Below are 17,351 nucleotides of genomic sequence, written 5' to 3'. Positions count from 1 at the left end.
CTGCGGCAACCGGACCGGCAGATGAGGCCATCCGGCCGCCGGGTTGCGCGCCGCCACGCGACGATAAGTCCTGACCCTGCATGATGACCTTCAAGGATGACAGGTAAACCATCATGACGACCTCCACTTCAGTGCATTCCAATGCATTCAATTTCATGAGCTTCCTGAGCAACGGCGTCGACCCGCGCACCGGGCAGTACACGGTGTCGATCAGCCTGCCCGAGGTCAAGGCCAACGCACTGCGCGGCCCGGGACTGCCGCTGGTGCTCTCATATAACCCGCTCAACACCGTCGACAGCGGCCTGGGCCTTGGCTGGTCCTTGCAGCTGTCGCAGTACGCGCGCGACAAAAGCATCATCTCCCTGAGCAGCGGTGAAAGCTTCAAGATCACCGGCACGCAAGGCGCTGACCGGCTGGTGATGAAAGAACAGAAAATCGACAGCTTTCATTTATACAAACAAGACAGCCCCGAGCAGTACCGGGTGATGCACAAGTCCGGCCTGGTGGAGATTCTTGAGCCTCAGGGCAGCGTGTTTGCCGTGCCCAAAACGATCCACGCCCCCGAAGGCCATAAGCTTATGCTGGAGTACGTGGTCTTCGACAACCAGTGGCCGTTGCTGAAGGTGATCAAGGACCAGGCCGGCCAGCCACTGCTGAGCATCGAGCGCGCCAGCAACGAAGTCGTGCTGCTGCTGGGCCCGACGGCCGGTCCCGACGGTGGGCCGCTGGCACGTTTCAGCATGACCCTGGACGGCGACACGACCGTCAAGCGCATCACATTACCCACCGATAACCTGGCCAGCTGGCGCTTCGAGTATGACCCGATCTACGGTAAACACCCGCGCATCGTTTCGGTCGAGACACCTACCGGTGCACGTGAACGCCTTTACTACGAGGACAGCGGGCACCCCTTTCCTGGAAGCACTGGCCGCGACAACCTGCCACGGGTAACCCGGCATGTCATCGAGCCGGGCTTTGCGCAACCGCCGCTCGATGTGAGCTACACCTACAGCCCGGAAAATTTCCTGGGTGCCGGCCTGAGCATTGGCTGGGACGACGACGGCCTGGACAACCTGTACAAATATGTAGGGTCTTACGCCTATACCAGCACCGAAAGCCAGGTGGTCGACGGCGTGTCGCGTGCCATCACCCGCACCTTCAATCAGTTTCACCTGTTGACCCAGGAGCACACCGAGCAGGGCAATGCGGTCAAGGACATTGAGACCCGCTATGGCCTCCTGGCCGGCAAGCCTTTCTACGAGCAACCCAGCGATTGCCAGTTGCCCAAGGAAGTCGACACCCGCTGGAGCCTGAAAAACGACGCAACCCGCCAGCGCACCGAGAAAGTCACCAGCGCCTACGACGCCTACGGCAACCTCACCCGCGAGCAGCAGGCCAATGGCGTGACCGAAACCCGTACCTGGTACCCCGCCGACGGCTCGCAGGACGGTTGCCCGGCCGACCCCGAGGGCTTTGTGCGTCAACTCAAGGAACTGACGGTGACCCCGGCAGCGGGTGAGGGCTGCGCGCCGGTATTACGCACGCGCTACCGCTATGTGGCTTTGCCGGCCCTCGACGGCAGTGGCCTGGCCGACTGGCTGACCCAGGACAGTGAAACCCTGCTGCAGGTCAACGGCAGCGCCGAGCAAGCGCTGCAATCCACCACCTTCAGCTATATCAATGCCCCGGCCGTGGCCTTGCTGCATGGCCAGCTGGAACAGCAGACCCTGACCCTCAATGGCCTGGATACCTGCACCCACTATGCCTACAGCATCGAAGACAGCCCGGCCTTCGCCCAGAGCGTATTGCACACCGTCCAGACCCTGAGCGGCTTCGATGGTCAACAAAAGGTGATTACCCTGGAGCATTCATTGCTCAATGGCGAACCCTTGTTGAACCGTGACGACAACGATGTGGAAATCCGCTACCAGTACGATGTACTGCGGCGGGTGACCCGGGAAACCGTGGCGCCGGGTACGGCATTCGAAGCCGCGCGCCAGTACACCTACACCTTGTGCGCCAACGCCGGCGAGCAAGCCGAGCAGACCGTCATCGATGTCAAGCAGGTCAGGACCACCTCACGTTTCGATGGCCTGAACCGGGTGGTCTTCGAGGCGCGCGACGATGCCGACACCCCTGGCCGCGCCAGTGAGCCGCGGCAGATCTATGCCGCCGAATACGACGCCTGGGGGCAGTTGGTCGAAGAAACCGAATTCGACTGGCTCGATGATCGACAACTGGCCCTGACCCGCAGGCTTGCTTACGACGACTGGGGCCAATCGTTCAGCGAGACAGGCCCGGACGGGGTGAAAACCGTCGAACAAACCGACCCCATCGGCACCGACCAGTCCCTGGGGCCGATCCAGTGCAGCTGGCGTGAAGGCAGCGATGGCAGCCTCGGCGGCAAGACCGAAACCTGGTTCAACCTGTTCGAAAAGCCAACCCGCATCGAACGCACTGACACGGCGGGCACATCGGTGAGTCTTGAGACAGTCACCTATGACGGCCTGGGGCGTACCCATGAAGAAACGCAAATGGTCGATGGCGTGGCGCGCATCACCCGCTTCGGCTACGACGCCTTCGACCGTCTGCTCGACAACACCCTGGCCGACGGCAGCATCGTGTCGCGCACCTACGCGGCGCACAGCAGTGAAGACTTGCCGGTGAGCATCCGGGTTCAGGACGGGATCAAGCAATCGTTGCTGGGCGAACAGGTCTTCGACGGGCTGGACCGGCGCACCCGTGCCATCACCGGTGGCCGTGAGCAAGTGTTCACTTATCTACCCGGCCAGCGCCAGCCCGAAAGCGTTACCACCACCAGCGGCCAGGTCATTGGCTATGAATACGATCTGCAACTGAGTGAAGAGCCGCGTCTGCGGCATTTGCCTGGCAACGTGGCCGCCCTGTACGAGTACGACGAACACAACGCCCGCCTGATCAGTTGCCAGGAGCAGGGCGAAAGCCTGAGCCGCGAGTACTTCAGCACCGGCGAACTCAAGAGTGAAACCCGCCAGTCCGGCGACGGTGTCGCTTACCAGATGTTCTATCGCTACAGTCGCCTGGGGCGGCTGCTGACCTACACCGATGTGCTCGGCCAGCAACAGCTGAATGTCTATGACACTCAGGGGCGGCTGGACAACACCACCCTGGTCACCACCACGGCGCACTTCACCTACGACGTGTTCGGTCGCCTGATGAAGACCGAAACCGCAGACAGCGCCAGCGGTCAATACCTGCATACCGAGCTGGAATACGACGACTTTGACCGCGAAAAACGGCGCACCTTCAACCTCAATGGTGTTGTGCAGTCCCTTGAACAGCACTGGAACGAAGCCGACGAAGTGCGCCAGCGTACCCTCATGCAAGGCGCAGATACACTGCGTGAAGAGCTTTACCAATACGACAAGCGCGGTCGTTTGAAACGGTACGACTGCACCGGCAGCCAGCCCCCGGTAGACCCCTACGGCAATGTCATCGTCAACCAGACCTTCACCTTTGACGGGCTCGACAATTTCAAGAATGTCCTGACCCGGTTTGCCGAAGGCTCCAACATGGCCACCTATACCTACTCGGTTGACGATCCGGCGCAACTGGTCCATATCAAAAACCAGGGCGCCAATTACCCGCAAGAGATCGCACTGACCTACGATGCCGACGGTAACTTGACCCAGGACGAGGCCGAACGCACCCTGACCTACGATGCCCTCAACCGCCTGACCTCGGTCAGCGGGCCGGGCGGTGGCGGCGGCTACCGCTACGACCCACTGGACACACTCAGTGGCCAGGATGACGATCAGCGCTTCTACTGTGGCGGGCAACTGACCACCCGCGTGAGTGACGCAGGCCAGGTGTCCTACCTGCGCGGCGCCGAACAGCTGCTGGCCGAGCACGGCAGCGACGAGCCGCAATTGCTGGCGACCGATTCCAATAACAGTGTGCTGGGTCAACTCGACAATGACGGTGTCGATGGGCATCGCTACACCGCCTATGGCCACAGCGTCCCAAAGCCTGAAGGCTCGGTGGGGTATAACGGCGAATTCACCGAGCCTGCGACCCGCTGGCAACTGCTGGGCAACGGCTACCGGGCGTATAACCCGGTGCTGATGCGCTTTCACAGCCCCGACAACCTCAGCCCGTTTGAAGAGGGTGGGGTGAATGCGTATATGTATTGTGGTGGGGATCCGGTGAATCAGGTGGATCCGAGTGGGCACAGTCCGTGGGGTAGGCTCATCAGGTTTTTCAGGGGAAAAGAAATAGCTCAGAACATTCCAGACATATTCAGGACGACAGCTAACGGTAGTTCAAGGCTTTCTAAAATCAAAAAAGCCGATGTTGCAATGTCTAAGGAACTAGTCAGTGCACAAGGCAAGAAGGTTGAACGGCTGAGTAAAGTTAAAGCTGGCTTGGTAGCTAAAGAGGGATCGCAGAAGGCGCTCATGAATGCGACTAGAAATGTCGAGGATGCATCAAAATTTCATCAGACTCTGAAAGATGAATCTTATTTTCTTTCTGAAAACCTTGGCAAGCAAGGAATCACCCGGCATTCGCGCGCCGAGATGAATATTCGCTTAAAGGCAATGTTGGAAGAAAATCTAAATCCAACTGCCGCTCCGGTTCCTAATCGTCGTCCTCCAACAACGACCCAGCAGGCACTGGAAAAACAAGATGCCTATCTGGCTATGAGAGAGGCTAGGGCTATTCGAGCCAAAATAAAATACCAGTAATAGACAGGCGTGAACGGTTACACCTTGCCGTTCACGCTTTTTACTGCGTATCAGGCTGGCAGTCATTTACTGCATTATCACAACCCCTTGCTCAATCGCCTTCACCACCGCCGCGCGCATGCTGCACACCCCGAACTTGCGTCGAATATTGCTCAGGTGAAAGTTGATCACCGCCTCGCTGCGCCCTTGTATGCGGGCGATTTCCCAGGCGGTCTTGCCGAGCATGGCCCAGTGCAGGGTTTCGTGTTCCTTGGGGGTCAGGTGCACCGTTTCAGTGTCGGGGCAGGCGTGTGTTTCGATGTGGTTCATTACAGGTTCCTCGTCCATGAAAACCGGACTTCACCTTAACCCGTCGCGCGGCGGCTGGAACCTGACAGAAATGACACCGGGCGCAGGCGCGGCTACGGCACGCACCTGCGCCCAAGGCGCTACTCGGGGGTGGGCGGTGGCGGCGTATCGATCTGCAGGTGATCGATGATCAGGTCGATCAGGTCCTGCGCCTGGGTGATCAGGTGCGTGGTCGACAACGCCAGGGCCCGCCGCTGGCCTTGCAGGCTGTCGGCGCATTCATAGGCGGTGGCGTAGGCACACTGCAGCAATTCCGAGGCATGGGTGAGCGGCGCTTCATAGGTGAGCAGGGACGGCGGCAGAGGGCGCCGGGGTGGAACGGGTGGGTCGGGGACGATCTTTTTCATGGTTGACTCCGTGATGTTGATTGGAGTCGCCACCACCGCGCGGCCAAACGCATTGGGTGGCAACTGCACAAGGGTTGGCCGACCGGAATATGGAGTCAAAACCCGGCACACCCGAAGGTGTCCCTTGTACAGTCGCCATAACACGCAGATGCGGAAAAACACCCGCAACGACGTCTTACGCAACTCCATATCCATAGGCGGCCAAGCCCTGCCACCGGGACAATCCCGGCGACGTCAGGCAGCCTAGTGACTGAAATGCAGAGGCGCAAGCGGCCGGGATTTTCTCGGAAATTTCCTTCAATGGAAAGAGAGGCTTCTTGCAATCACCCGTCAGAAACGTCCGAAATCCCCCGATTTCAGCGTTTCCCTTGTAGGAGCGCGCTTGCCCGCGACCGAGTGCGAAGCGCTCGCAAAAATCGTCTAAACGCTGAAATTTTACGACTGCTAACGCAGCCGGTCGCGGGCAAGCGCGCTCCTACCTGCCACGCCGCGCAGTCGCGGTGATATCAAAGCCAGACCGCATCCCACAACGGGTAATCACCGATGCGCTGCACCAACCCGGCCCGCAGGGGATTGGCAACGATATACCGCGCGGCGTTCTGCAGGTGTTCTTCATGCCGCAAGGCGCTGTCATGAAACCCTTTCTGCCAGATACGCGGCCTGGCCCGCCCGCTGGCCACGATGGCCCGTGAACTGCCTGCCTTGACCCGGCGCATCAGGGCGCCGAGGCTGCCGGCCTTCAGTTCGACCAGCCAATGGAAATGATCCGGCATCACCACCCAGGCCAGAGAGCGTGCAAAACCGGCCTGCTCTGCCTGACGCAACTGCGCCACCACCAAGCGCCCCAGCCAGAAATCGGCGAACAACGGCCGCCGCTCATGCACCACACCGGTCAACAGGTAGATTCTTCCGGGTTCCGAATACCGTCCCTTGCGCAAATCCGCACCGCGAGCATCCATGGGCATTCCATTGCCTCCGTTGAAAAGAATCACCAACGGTAGCCATGAATGGAATCTGTCGAAGCCCTTCAGTAATGCGCAATGTGTCTACCCCCGTAGGAGCGCGCTCTGCCCGCGACCGGCTGCGTCAGCAGTCGTAAAATTTCAGCGTTTCACACATTTTTGCGAGCGCTACGCACTCGGTCGCCGGCAAGCGGGCTCCTACCGTGAAACCGTGAAACCGTGAAACCGTGAAACCGTGAAACCGTGAAACCGTGAAACGGTGAGCTCTGGCTGCCAGCCAGTCTTTACACATTCTTTATGCCCCACCGCCCCCTGCGCCCTCGTTCCTTTACGCCCCCCTTGCCGACAATGGCGCCAGGCGATCAGCGCCGCACCAAGGGGAGTTCGATGCACGGATATGACTATTTATTGATCGCCACATTCTTCGGCCTGCTGCTGGTCAGCGCGCCGTTGCTGGGGCGGTTCTGGTTCAACGTGATGGAAGGCAACCACACCTGGCTGACACCGGTGCTCGGCCCGGTCGAGCGCGTGTGCTACCGCGCCGGCGGCATCGACCCGCAGGCGGGGCAGGGCTGGAAAGCCTATGCCGTGGCCTTGCTGCTGTTCAACCTGCTGGGCTTCATTGCCCTGTTCGCGCTGTTGCTGCTGCAAGGCGTGCTGCCGCTCAACCCGCAGCAACTGCCAGGGCTGGAATGGACGCTGGCGTTCAACACCGCCATGAGCTTTGTCACCAACACCAACTGGCAGGCCTACAGCGGCGAAGCCTCGTTGAGCTACCTGAGCCAGATGCTCGGCCTGACCGTGCAGAACTTCGTCAGCGCCGCCACCGGCATCGCCGTGCTGGCAGTGTTGTGCCGCGGCATCAGCCGGCGCAGCACCGAGAACCTGGGTAACTTCTGGGTCGACCTGACCCGCGCCACCCTCTACGGCCTGCTGCCGATCAGCCTGCTGCTGGCCGTGCTGCTGGTCTGGCAGGGCGTGCCGCAAAGCTTCAACCACTACGTCGATGCCCTGACCCTGCAAGGCAGCGAGCAGAGCCTGCCGATGGGCCCGGCCGCCAGCCAGATCGCGATCAAGCAACTGGGCACCAACGGCGGCGGCTTTTTCGGCGTCAACTCGGCGCACCCGTTCGAGAACCCCACGGCGCTGAGCAACCTGTTCGAGCTGCTGTCGATCCTGCTGATCCCGGCAGCCCTGGTGTTCACCTTCGGCCACTATGTGAAAGACATGCGCCAGAGCCGGGCGATCCTGGCCTGCATGCTGCTGTTGCTCAGCCTTGGCGTGGGCGTGTCGTTGTGGGCCGAATACGCGCCCAACCCGGCGCTGGCCATCAGCGGTGTCGAGCAGGCCGCGCCCCTGGAAGGCAAGGAAACGCGCTTCGGCACCACCGCCAGCGTGCTCTGGGCCACTGCCACCACGGCGGCGTCCAACGGCTCGGTCAATGCCATGCACGACAGCCTCAACCCGCTGACCGGCCTGGTCGCGATGGTCAACATGATGGTCGGCGAAGTGATCTTCGGCGGCGTCGGCGTGGGCCTCAACGGCATGTTGCTCAACGTGCTGATCGCCGTGTTCCTGGCCGGCCTGATGATCGGTCGTACCCCGGAATACCTGGGCAAGAAACTCCAGGCCCAGGAAGTCCGGCTGCTGGTGGCGACCCTGCTGGTGATGCCGGTGGGCGTGCTGGTGCTGGGCGCCATCGCCGCCAGCCTGCCGGGGCCTGCGGCGGCGGTCAGCAACCCCGGCCCGCACGGCTTCAGCCAGCTGCTGTACGCCTACACCTCGGCCACCGCCAACAACGGCTCGGCTTTCGGGGGCTTTGGTGCCAACACACCGTTCCATAACCTGATGCTCAGCCTGGCCATGTTCATCGGCCGCTTCGGCTACATCCTGCCGGTGCTGGCCCTGGCCGGCAGCCTGGCGCGCAAGCAGGCCATGCCGCAAGGCACCGACAGCTTTCCGACCCACGGCCCGCTGTTCGTCACTTTGCTGACCGTGACCATCCTGCTGGTGGGCGGCCTGACCTTTTTGCCGACCCTGGCCTTGGGGCCGATTGCCGAACACCTGAGCCTGGGCCTTTGAGGAGCCAACCATGAATACGTCCGTTGCAACCCCTGCTGCCCCCGTCACCGCCCCGGCCACCGGGCTGGCCAGCCTGTGGCGCCCGGCGCTGGTGCAGGCCTTCGTCAAGCTCGACCCGCGCCAGCTGGTGCGCTCGCCGGTGATGCTGGTGGTGGCGCTGAGCGCGCTGCTGACCACTGTGTTGTGCGCCATCCCCAACCCGCAGGTGCCCACCGCTGTGGCGGTGCAGATCACCTTGTGGCTGTGGTTCACCGTGCTGTTTGCCAACTTCGCCGAGGCCTTGGCCGAAGGGCGCGGCAAGGCCCGCGCCGACAGCCTCAAGGCCGGCAGCGAAGGGCTCCAGGCGCAACTGCGCCAAGATGATGGCCGCTACCGCACGGTCAATGCCGCCGATTTGCGCAAGGGCGACGTGGTGCGGGTCGAGGCCGGGGAAATGATCCCCGGCGACGGCGAGGTCATCGAAGGCATCGCGGCGGTCAACGAGGCGGCCATTACCGGCGAGTCGGCCCCGGTGATCCGCGAGTCCGGCGGTGATCGTTCGGCGGTCACCGGCAACACCCGGCTGGTGTCCGACTGGCTGCTGATCCGCATCGACAGCAACCCCGGCGAGTCGACCCTGGACCGCATGATCGCGCTGGTCGAAGGCGCCAAGCGCCAGAAGACCCCCAACGAGGTGGCGCTGGACATCCTGCTGATCGGCCTGACCGCGATCTTCCTGCTGGTGGTCATCACCTTGCAGCCGTTCGCCCGCTTTGCCGGTGGCAGCCTGCCACCGGTGTTTCTGGTGGCGCTGCTGGTCACGTTGATCCCGACCACCATCGGCGGCCTGCTGTCGGCCATCGGCATCGCCGGCATGGACCGCCTGGTGCGCCTGAACGTGATCGCCAAGTCCGGGCGTGCCGTGGAGGCAGCCGGGGACGTGCATGTGCTGCTGCTGGACAAGACCGGCACCATCACCTTCGGCAACCGCCGCTGCACGGCGGTGTATGCCGCCCCCGGCGTAACCGTGCAGCAGTTGAGCCAGGGCGCCTTGCTGGCGTCGTTGACCGACGACACCGCCGAAGGCAAGTCCATCGTCGAGTACCTGCGAAACCTGCACCCCATGACCGAGCCGGCACCCAGTGAGGTGACGGGTGTGCCGTTCAGCGCTGACACGCGGCTCTCGGGCGTCGACTACCAGGGCCAGGCATACCGTAAGGGCGCGGTGGATTCGTTGCTGGCGTTTATCGGTTTGCAGCGCGACGACCTGCCGGTGCCGCTGGCGCGTGAGATCGAGCGCATCGCCAAGACCGGCGGTACGCCCTTGCTGGTGTGCGGCGCCGGCCGGCTGCTGGGCGCCATTCACCTCAAGGACGTGGTCAAGCCCGGCATTCGCGAGCGCTTTGAAGAACTGCGCAAACTGGGCATCCGCACGGTGATGGTCACCGGCGACAACCCGCTGACCGCTGCGGCCATCGCCGCCGAGGCCGGGGTGGACGACGTGCTGGCCGAGGCCACGCCGCAGCGCAAGCTCGACCGTATTCGCCAGGAGCAGGGCGAGGGCCGGCTGGTGGCGATGTGCGGCGACGGCGCCAACGATGCCCCGGCGCTGGCCCAGGCCGACGTGGGCGTGGCGATGAACGACGGCACCCAGGCCGCCCGCGAGGCCGCCAACATGGTCGACCTGGACAGCGATCCGACCAAGCTGCTGGACGTGGTGCGGGTCGGCAAGGAACTGCTGGTGACCCGTGGCGCTTTGACCACCTTTTCCATCGCCAACGACGTGGCCAAGTATTTCGCCGTGCTGCCGGCGCTGTTCGCCGCCATCTACCCGCAGCTGGGCAGCCTGAACGTGATGGGCCTGCACAGCCCGCAGAGCGCCATCGTCTCGGCCATTGTCTTCAACGCGCTGATCATCGTGGTGCTGATCCCGCTGGCCCTGCGCGGCGTGCGCGTGCAGGCCGCCAGCGCCGCGCACCTGCTGCGCCGCAACCTGCTGATCTACGGCGTGGGCGGGCTGGTGGTGCCGTTCATCGGCATCAAGCTGCTCGACCTGCTGCTGGTGGGGGTGGGGTGGGTGTAACCGATACCTGCTCAAGCCCTTGACCGTAGGAGCGCGGGGGCGGCCATCCGTCTTGCCCGCGACCGAGTGCGCAAGCAGTCGTAAATTTGTGGGGTTTCGCAGATTTTTAATGTGTTCACAGGCAAAAGTCTGTGGCGTTTCTGAGATTTTACGAGCGCTGCGCACTCGGTCGCGGGCAAGCGCGCTCCTACAAACCTTCATCAACCAGGAATTGCTCATGTCAACTTCTCTACGTCCGGCTCTGACTCTATTGGCCCTGCTGACCCTGGTCACCGGTGTCGCCTACCCGCTGGCCGTCACCGGTGTGGCGCAACTGGCCTTTGCCGATCAGGCCAATGGCAGCCTGATCCGCGATGCCCAGGGCCGCGTGCGCGGCTCGCAACTGATTGCCCAGCCATTCACCGGTGCACAATGGTTCCAGCCGCGGCCGTCGGCGGCCGCCTTCGCCACCGTGGCCAGCGGGGCCAGCAACCTGGCGCCGAGCAACCCGGCGCTGGCCGAGCGCATTCGCGACCAGGCGCAGCAACTGGCGGTGACCGGTCAGGGCCCGGTGCCACTGGCCTTGCTGACCACCTCGGCCAGCGGTCTCGACCCCCACTTGCCACCGACCGCTGCCCACTGGCAGGCTGCGCGCGTGGCGGCTGCGCGCCAGTTGCCGGTGCAGCAGGTGCAGGCGCTGATCGAGACCCACACCGAGCGGCCGCTGTTCGGACCGCCGGTGGTGAACGTGCTGGCGCTGAACCAGAGCCTGAATGCCGCCAATCCCTGATTTAGGAGCCTGCCTTGAGTGATGCCAACCGCGCCGATGCCTTGCTGGCGCAACTGCCCCGCCATGGCCGTGGCCGCCTGAAAGTCTTTCTGGGCGCCGCCCCCGGCGTGGGCAAGACCTACGCCATGCTCCAGGCCGCCCACCGGCAACTGCGCCAGGGCGTCAGGGTATTGGCCGGGATCGTCGAAACCCACGGCCGCGCCGAAACCGAGCTGCTGCTCAATGGCCTGGCCCAGCAACCGCTGTTGCGCAGCCAGTACCGAGGCATGACCCTGGAAGAAATGGACCTGGACGGCTTGCTGGCCGCCGCCCCGGCGCTGGCGCTGGTCGACGAACTGGCTCACAGCAACGCCCCCGGCAGCCGGCACGCCAAGCGCTGGCAGGACGTGCAGGAGCTGCTGGCCGCCGGCATCGACGTGTACACCACGGTCAACGTCCAGCACCTGGAAAGCCTCAACGACCGTATTCGCGGCATCACCGGCGTGCAGGTGCGCGAGACGCTGCCCGACTGGGTGCTGCAGGAGGCCTTCGAGCTGGTGCTGATCGACCTGCCGCCGCGTGAGCTGCTGGAGCGCCTGCGCGACGGCAAGGTGTACGTGCCCGAGCAGGCGCGCGCCGCCATTGATGCCTTTTTCAGCCAGACCAACCTGACTGCCCTGCGTGAGCTGGCGATGCAGACCGCCGCCGCCCAGGTTGACAGCGACCTGGCCCAGGTCTACCGCCAGCAAGGTCAGGCCGCGCCGGCCTTGCGCGGGCGCTTGCTGGTCGGGGTCGACGGCGATGCCCAGGCCGAGCGCCTGGTGCGCCATGCCAGCCAGGTGGCCGAGCGTCGACACCTGCCCTGGAGCCTGGTCCATGTCGATGACGGCCAGGGGCTGGGCGAAAAGGCCCGTGGCGAGCTGCAAAGCGCCCAGCAACTGGCCGAGCGGCTGGGCGGCGAAGTGGTCAGCCTGCGCGCCGGCGAAGTGGCCCGTACCCTGTTGCAGCACGCCGTGGAGCGCCGCGCCAGCGTGGTGCTGGTCGGCCAGTCGCGGCGCCGCAGCTGGCGGCGTCTGTTCAACGGCGGCGTGGCCCCGCGCCTGCTGCGTGAGGCCCACGGCCTGGAAATCAGCGTGCTCGACAGCCAGACCCTGCCCGAGCAGGTCCAGGCCCGGCCGCCGGCCGCACCGCGCTGGCGCGATTATGGCCTGGCGCTGGCCGCCACGCTGCTGGCCAGTGCCGTGGCCTGGGGCGTGGGCTCAGTGCTGGCGCTGCCGAATATCTCGCTGATCTTTCTGATGGCCGTCCTGCTGGTGGCGGTGCGCAGCAGCATGGGGCCGGCGCTGGCGTGCGCGGTGTCGTCGTTCCTGGCTTACGACTACCTGTTCATCGCACCGAGTTTTTCGTTGAGTATCCAGCGCGAAGAAGACGTGCTGACCCTGGTGTTCTTCCTGCTCATGGCCACCCTGACCGGCCAATTGGCCGCGCGCCAGCGGCGCCAGTTGCAGGCCTTGCGTGACACCCAGGAAGAAACCGGCGCCTTGCTCGACCTGTCACGCCGACTGACAGCCGCCACCGACCGCCAGGCGGTGCTCAGCGTGGCCAGCCAGTACCTGGAAGGCTGGCACGGCCTGCAACTGTGTTTGCTGGGGCGCGATAGCCAGGATCAAGGCCGGTGGCAAGTCGAGGTCGGCGGGCCGCTGGTGTTCAGCGAGCCGGAGCAGGCCGCCGCCGACTGGGCCTGGCAACACGACCAGGCCGCCGGCCACGGCACCGGCACCTTGCCGTCCGGGCGCTGGTGGTGGTGGCCGTTGTCGGCCGAAGATGGGCCGCTGGCGCTGCTGGGCGTCAGCCCCATGGCCGGCGCTGAAGTCACCGCCCAGCACCGCCGTCTGCTCAGCGCCCTGAGCCAGCCGCTGGCCCAGGCCCTGACCCGTGCACGCCTGGCCGAGCACTTGGAGGCGGCGCGCCTGCATGGCGAAACCGAACAGTTGCGCAGCGCCTTGCTGGCCTCGGTGTCCCACGACCTGCGCACGCCGCTGACGGCCATGCGCGGCAGTATCGACAGCCTGCTGACGCTGGACGAGGTGCTTTCAAAAGCTGACCGGCATGAGCTGCTTGAAGGCACCCGTGATGAGGCCGAGCGCCTGGATCGCTACATTCAGAACCTGCTGGACATGACCCGCCTGGGCCACGGCTCGCTGAAACTGGCCCGCGACTGGGTGGCGCCAGCTGACATCGTCGGCAGTGCGCTGAGCCGCCTGCGTGCGGTGCTGGCGCCGTTGCAGGTGCGGGTGCACGTCGCCGAACCGCTGCCGTTGCTGTACGTGCACGCCGCGCTGATCGAGCAGGCGCTGGTCAATGTGCTGGAAAACGCCGCGCGCTTTTCACCGGTCGGCGCGGCACTGACGGTGGCGGCGCAGGTGGTCGAAGGCGAACTGTGCCTAGCGGTCGGTGACCAGGGACCGGGCATTCCCGAGGCCGAGCGCAGCAAGATTTTCGACATGTTCTACACCGCCGCCCGTGGTGATCGTGGCGGGCAGGGCACCGGGCTGGGCCTGGCCATCTGCCAGGGCATGGTCGGTGCCCATGGTGGGCGGGTCAGCGTCACCGACGGTGCAGGCGGACAGGGTACCTGCATGACCTTGCACCTGCCGCTGCCGGCTCAGCCGCCGCAGGCGATCGAATGATGGCTCAGGCGATGATCTGGAGTAGGCTGGGCGGCATTTTGGGCGTACAGGAAAAACAGCAGGCATGAGCCAGACCGCGACCATCCTGATCATCGACGACGAACCGCAGATTCGTAAATTCCTGCGCATCAGCCTGGCCTCCCAGGGCTACAAGGTGCTGGAAGCGGCCGACGGTGCCGAAGGCCTGAACCAGGCCGCGCTGAGCCGCCCGGATGTGATCGTGCTGGACCTGGGGCTGCCGGACATGGACGGCCAGCAGGTCCTGAGTGACTTGCGCGAATGGTTGCGCGTGCCGGTCATGGTGCTGTCGGTGCGCGCCAGCGAGGCGCAGAAAGTCCAGGCGCTGGACGCCGGCGCCAACGACTACATGACCAAGCCGTTCGGCATCCAGGAATTCCTCGCCCGGGTGCGGGCCCTGCTGCGCCAGCGCCCGGAGGGCCAGCTACCGGAGGTGGCGTTGCAACTGGGGCCGCTGCTCATTGATCTGGCCGCCCGCCGGGTGCAACTGGACGGCCAGGACGTGGCCCTGACCCGCAAGGAGTACGCGGTGCTGGCGCAACTGGCCCGGTACCCCGGCCGGGTCATCACCCAGCAGCACTTGCTGCGCGAAATCTGGGGCCCCACCCACGCCCACGACAGCCACTACCTGCGCATCGTCATCGGCCACTTGCGCCAGAAACTCGCCGACGACCCCACCGCCCCGAGGTTTATCGTGACCGAGGCGGGGGTGGGGTATCGGTTGGTGGAGTAGGGCCGGCTGATACATCTGCTGCGCCTGTCCCGCCGCCATCGCCGGCAAGCCGCCTCCCACAATGATCTGTGTGATTGCCGGCATATGTGTCTGACGCAATCCGGTGGGAGGCTTGCCGGCGATGAGGCCGGCGAGATCAGCGGCTCAGCTGAATCACTTAAACCCGGATAGCCTCCCAGGGCGGGTAATCACGCAAGGCCGGTACAGCGGCTGCGTTTGTCACATGGCCATCGCCGGCAAGCCGCCTCCCACAATGATTTGTGTGGTTGCCGGCATAGTGTCCTGACGCAATCCGGTGAGAGGCTTGCCGGCGATGAGGCCGGTGAGGTCTGCGCATCTGCCGCACTTAAACCCAGATAGCATCCCAGAGCGGATAATCACGGACACTGTTGACCAGGCCGGCCCTTATCGGATTGGCGACGATATAACGGGCAAACTTTATAAGGTCCTCTTCACGACGTACCGCCTTATCGTGAAAACCATCCTGCCAGAGCCGGCCTTGTCGCGAGGTGGCCTTGTTCACAGCAATGGCGCTTTTCGATTTGACCCTCCTGACCGCATCCGACAAAGCGCCACTGCGCAACTCAACCAGCCAGTGCCAGTGATCCGGCATGACCACCCAGGCCAGTGAACAGACCAGGCCCTGCTCTTGAACCCTGTTCAATTCCCGAGCGACCAGGCGTCCAAGTCGCCAGTCGCTGAAGATCGGTTCTCTTTGCAGTGTCGTGGTCGTGACCAGATAGATATGGCCGGTACTGGAGTACCGGCCCTTGCGAAGCTGGCTTGAACGTGACGGATCCGACATTCCCTGTCTTCCTTTCGCGAGTGCATGAAGACGGAAATTTACTGATCAGCCATGCGCTTCAGTGCCGTTTTGATTTATCAAGGTGTGTCTGGTCGTTCATCAAGCGAGGAGGCTCGGCACCGGACTGCGATCCGACGACAGTGCTCGGCACAGGGGGCTGACGCAATCCGGTGGGAGGCGGCTTGCCGGCGATGAGGCCGGCGAGATCAGCGGCCCAGCTGAATCACTTAAACCCGGATAGCCTCCCAGGGCGGGTAATCACGCAAGGCCGGTACAGCGGCTGCGTTTGTCACATGGCCATCGCCGGCAAGCCGCCTCCCACAATGTGATCTGTGTGGTTGCCGGCATATGTGTCTGACGCAATCCGGTGGGAGGCGGCTTGCCGGCGATGAGGCCGGTGAGGTCTGCGCATCTGCCGCACTTAAACCCAGATAGCCTCCCAGAGCGGATAGTCACGCAGGGCCGGTACAACGGCTGCGTTTGTCACATGGCCATCGCCGGCAGAGCCGCCTCCCACAATGATCTGTGTGGTTGCCGGCATATGTGTCTGACGCAACCTGGTGGGAGGCGGCTTGCCGGCGATGAGGCCGGCAAGATCAGCCCATCAGCTGCATCACTTAAACCCAGGTGGGGGTCAGGCCCTGACTCCAGGGCAACGCTCGGGCGACCGCTCTACTTGCCCTCATACCGGTCCAGCGTATCGCAGGCGATCTCGCGGCCCAGGGCGATCAGTTCCGGCGCCTTGTAGAATTCGAAGAACCGGCACACTCGCTTGGGCACGTTGATCAGGATGTCCGGCGGGTAGCCGGCGATCTTGTATTGCGCCAGCGATGTCTGCATCACTTCAAAACTCTGGTTGATCAGGTCCAGCAGCGAGGCGGGGCCGACGTTGTCGATGATCACCGAGCCCGTGGCTGATCGCGGTGCGCCGGGGCGTTCCGGGGCGGCAGCAGACTGCTGGCCCTGCGGGTCGGCGCTGGGTTCGCCCAGCCAGGGGTTGGCCAGGGGTGCAGTGGCCGGTTGCACTTGCTCCTGGGGCAACAACGGCCCGTCGGTTTCACCGGTCTCCAGCTTGCGCCGAAAGGGCAGGCGGGCGCCCAGCGAGTCGATCAGCAGGTCGAAACGCTTCTTGACCGCCGGCGGGCGTTCGATCACCGGCAGGCTGTAGTGCTGGGCATGGGTGGCGTTGAGGTTGACCGCGACGATCAGGTCGCAGTGGCTGGACACCACCGGCACGATGGGCAAGGGGTTGAGCAGGCCGCCATCGACCAGCATGCGCCCGTTCTGCATAACCGGAGTGAACAGGCTGGGGATCGCCGCCGAGGCGCGCATGGCCTGGTGCAGGCAGCCCTCCTGGAACCAGATTTCCTGCTGGTTGGTGAGGTCGGTGGCCACGGCCGTGTAGGGAATGGCCAGGTCTTCGATGTTGATCTCGCCGACGATCTCGCGAATCTGGCCAAAGACCTTTTCGCCGCGAATGGCCCCCAGGCGAAAGCTCACATCCACCAGACGCAGCACGTCCAGGTAATCGAGGCTTTCGATCCACTGTCGGTAGCGGTCCAGCTTGCCAGCGGCATAAATGCCACCGACCACCGCGCCCATGGAGCAACCGGCGATGCAGGCAATCTCATAGCCACGTCGTTCCAGTTCTTCGATCACGCCAATGTGGGCGTAACCCCGTGCACCGCCTGAGCCCAGCACTAGGGCTATTCGTTTGCTCATCAGCCGGTTCCTTGTTGAATGAATGAAGCCTGCAATACCAGAAAACCAGGCGCAAAAAACAGTTACGCTTGCCGCCGGCGCTCAAGGCACTTTCGATGTCCTGGATCGTC

At 63.9% G+C, this 17,351-nt stretch carries 11 protein-coding genes; 6 read left to right on the top strand and 5 right to left on the bottom strand.

The genetic code is table 11. The features are described from left to right. Positions 1 to 113 precede the first annotated feature (113 nt). Positions 114 to 4,724: an RHS repeat domain-containing protein gene (locus DGA31_RS19270; protein ID WP_109513634.1), complete on the top strand. Its 4,611-nt coding sequence runs from the start codon at positions 114 to 116 to the stop codon at positions 4,722 to 4,724. A gap of 66 nt (positions 4,725 to 4,790) precedes the next feature. Here DGA31_RS19270 and DGA31_RS19265 read toward each other — a convergent pair whose 3' ends face one another. From DGA31_RS19265 to DGA31_RS19255, 3 genes are all read right to left on the bottom strand, one after another. After that, complete coding sequence (locus DGA31_RS19265; protein WP_109513633.1) at positions 4,791 to 5,033, bottom strand: helix-turn-helix domain-containing protein; 243 nt, start codon at positions 5,031 to 5,033, stop codon at positions 4,791 to 4,793. A gap of 119 nt (positions 5,034 to 5,152) precedes the next feature. Then, complete coding sequence (locus tag DGA31_RS19260) at positions 5,153 to 5,419, bottom strand: DUF6124 family protein (protein WP_056837302.1); 267 nt, start codon at positions 5,417 to 5,419, stop codon at positions 5,153 to 5,155. Positions 5,420 to 5,925: 506 nt separating this feature from the next. Further along, entirely contained in the window at positions 5,926 to 6,384 is a 459-nt protein-coding gene (locus DGA31_RS19255) for an REP-associated tyrosine transposase (protein ID WP_109513632.1), read from the bottom strand. 384 nt (positions 6,385 to 6,768) lie between these two features. Between DGA31_RS19255 and kdpA the strand changes: the two genes are divergently transcribed. The 5 genes from kdpA (at position 6,769) to DGA31_RS19230 (ending at position 14,714) form a co-directional block, all read left to right on the top strand. Then, positions 6,769 to 8,463: a potassium-transporting ATPase subunit KdpA gene (gene kdpA / locus DGA31_RS19250; protein WP_109513631.1), complete on the top strand. Its 1,695-nt coding sequence runs from the start codon at positions 6,769 to 6,771 to the stop codon at positions 8,461 to 8,463. 10 nt (positions 8,464 to 8,473) lie between these two features. Beyond that, positions 8,474 to 10,525 carry a potassium-transporting ATPase subunit KdpB gene (gene kdpB, locus DGA31_RS19245; RefSeq protein ID WP_109513630.1) on the top strand — a complete coding sequence of 684 codons (2,052 nt, stop codon included), beginning with the start codon at positions 8,474 to 8,476 and terminating at the stop codon, positions 10,523 to 10,525. Positions 10,526 to 10,742: 217 nt separating this feature from the next. Then, positions 10,743 to 11,294: a potassium-transporting ATPase subunit KdpC gene (gene kdpC, locus DGA31_RS19240; RefSeq protein WP_109513629.1), complete on the top strand. Its 552-nt coding sequence runs from the start codon at positions 10,743 to 10,745 to the stop codon at positions 11,292 to 11,294. 14 nt (positions 11,295 to 11,308) lie between these two features. Then, the gene (locus tag DGA31_RS19235; protein ID WP_109513628.1) at positions 11,309 to 13,963 is read left to right on the top strand and encodes a sensor histidine kinase; all 2,655 of its coding nucleotides are present in this window, start codon (positions 11,309 to 11,311) and stop codon (positions 13,961 to 13,963) included. Positions 13,964 to 14,027: 64 nt separating this feature from the next. Further along, positions 14,028 to 14,714 carry a response regulator gene (locus DGA31_RS19230; RefSeq protein WP_109513627.1) on the top strand — a complete coding sequence of 229 codons (687 nt, stop codon included), beginning with the start codon at positions 14,028 to 14,030 and terminating at the stop codon, positions 14,712 to 14,714. Between the two features lie 346 nt (positions 14,715 to 15,060). Here the strand turns inward: DGA31_RS19230 and DGA31_RS19225 are convergent, their stop codons facing one another. Together DGA31_RS19225 and DGA31_RS19220 are read right to left on the bottom strand one after the other, a co-directional pair. Next, positions 15,061 to 15,519: an REP-associated tyrosine transposase gene (locus DGA31_RS19225; protein WP_109513626.1), complete on the bottom strand. Its 459-nt coding sequence runs from the start codon at positions 15,517 to 15,519 to the stop codon at positions 15,061 to 15,063. 672 nt (positions 15,520 to 16,191) lie between these two features. Next, positions 16,192 to 17,241 (bottom strand): patatin-like phospholipase family protein, encoded by a 1,050-nt coding sequence (locus DGA31_RS19220; protein WP_109513625.1) that lies wholly within the window; start codon positions 17,239 to 17,241, stop codon positions 16,192 to 16,194. Positions 17,242 to 17,351: the final 110 nt, after the last annotated feature.

It is taken from the genome of Pseudomonas ovata, assembly GCF_003131185.1.
In the GTDB taxonomy this organism is placed as follows: Bacteria; Pseudomonadota; Gammaproteobacteria; order Pseudomonadales; family Pseudomonadaceae; genus Aquipseudomonas; species Aquipseudomonas ovata.
The sequence above is the reverse complement of the archived record's forward strand: the minus strand, read 5'-3'. Positions and strand labels throughout refer to the sequence as shown.

What these genes read in the sequence shown, in the direction of transcription:
- DGA31_RS19255 (WP_109513632.1), bottom strand. Translation starts at nt 6,384, where the DNA reads ATGCCCATGGATGCTCGCGGTGCGGATTTGCGCAAGGGACGGTATTCG.
- DGA31_RS19230 (WP_109513627.1), top strand. Translation starts at nt 14,028, where the DNA reads ATGAGCCAGACCGCGACCATCCTGATCATCGACGACGAACCGCAGATT.
- kdpA (WP_109513631.1), top strand. Translation starts at nt 6,769, where the DNA reads ATGCACGGATATGACTATTTATTGATCGCCACATTCTTCGGCCTGCTG.
- DGA31_RS19270 (WP_109513634.1), top strand. Translation starts at nt 114, where the DNA reads ATGACGACCTCCACTTCAGTGCATTCCAATGCATTCAATTTCATGAGC.
- DGA31_RS19220 (WP_109513625.1), bottom strand. Translation starts at nt 17,241, where the DNA reads ATGAGCAAACGAATAGCCCTAGTGCTGGGCTCAGGCGGTGCACGGGGT.
- DGA31_RS19265 (WP_109513633.1), bottom strand. Translation starts at nt 5,033, where the DNA reads ATGAACCACATCGAAACACACGCCTGCCCCGACACTGAAACGGTGCAC.
- DGA31_RS19225 (WP_109513626.1), bottom strand. Translation starts at nt 15,519, where the DNA reads ATGTCGGATCCGTCACGTTCAAGCCAGCTTCGCAAGGGCCGGTACTCC.
- kdpC (WP_109513629.1), top strand. Translation starts at nt 10,743, where the DNA reads ATGTCAACTTCTCTACGTCCGGCTCTGACTCTATTGGCCCTGCTGACC.
- DGA31_RS19260 (WP_056837302.1), bottom strand. Translation starts at nt 5,419, where the DNA reads ATGAAAAAGATCGTCCCCGACCCACCCGTTCCACCCCGGCGCCCTCTG.
- kdpB (WP_109513630.1), top strand. Translation starts at nt 8,474, where the DNA reads ATGAATACGTCCGTTGCAACCCCTGCTGCCCCCGTCACCGCCCCGGCC.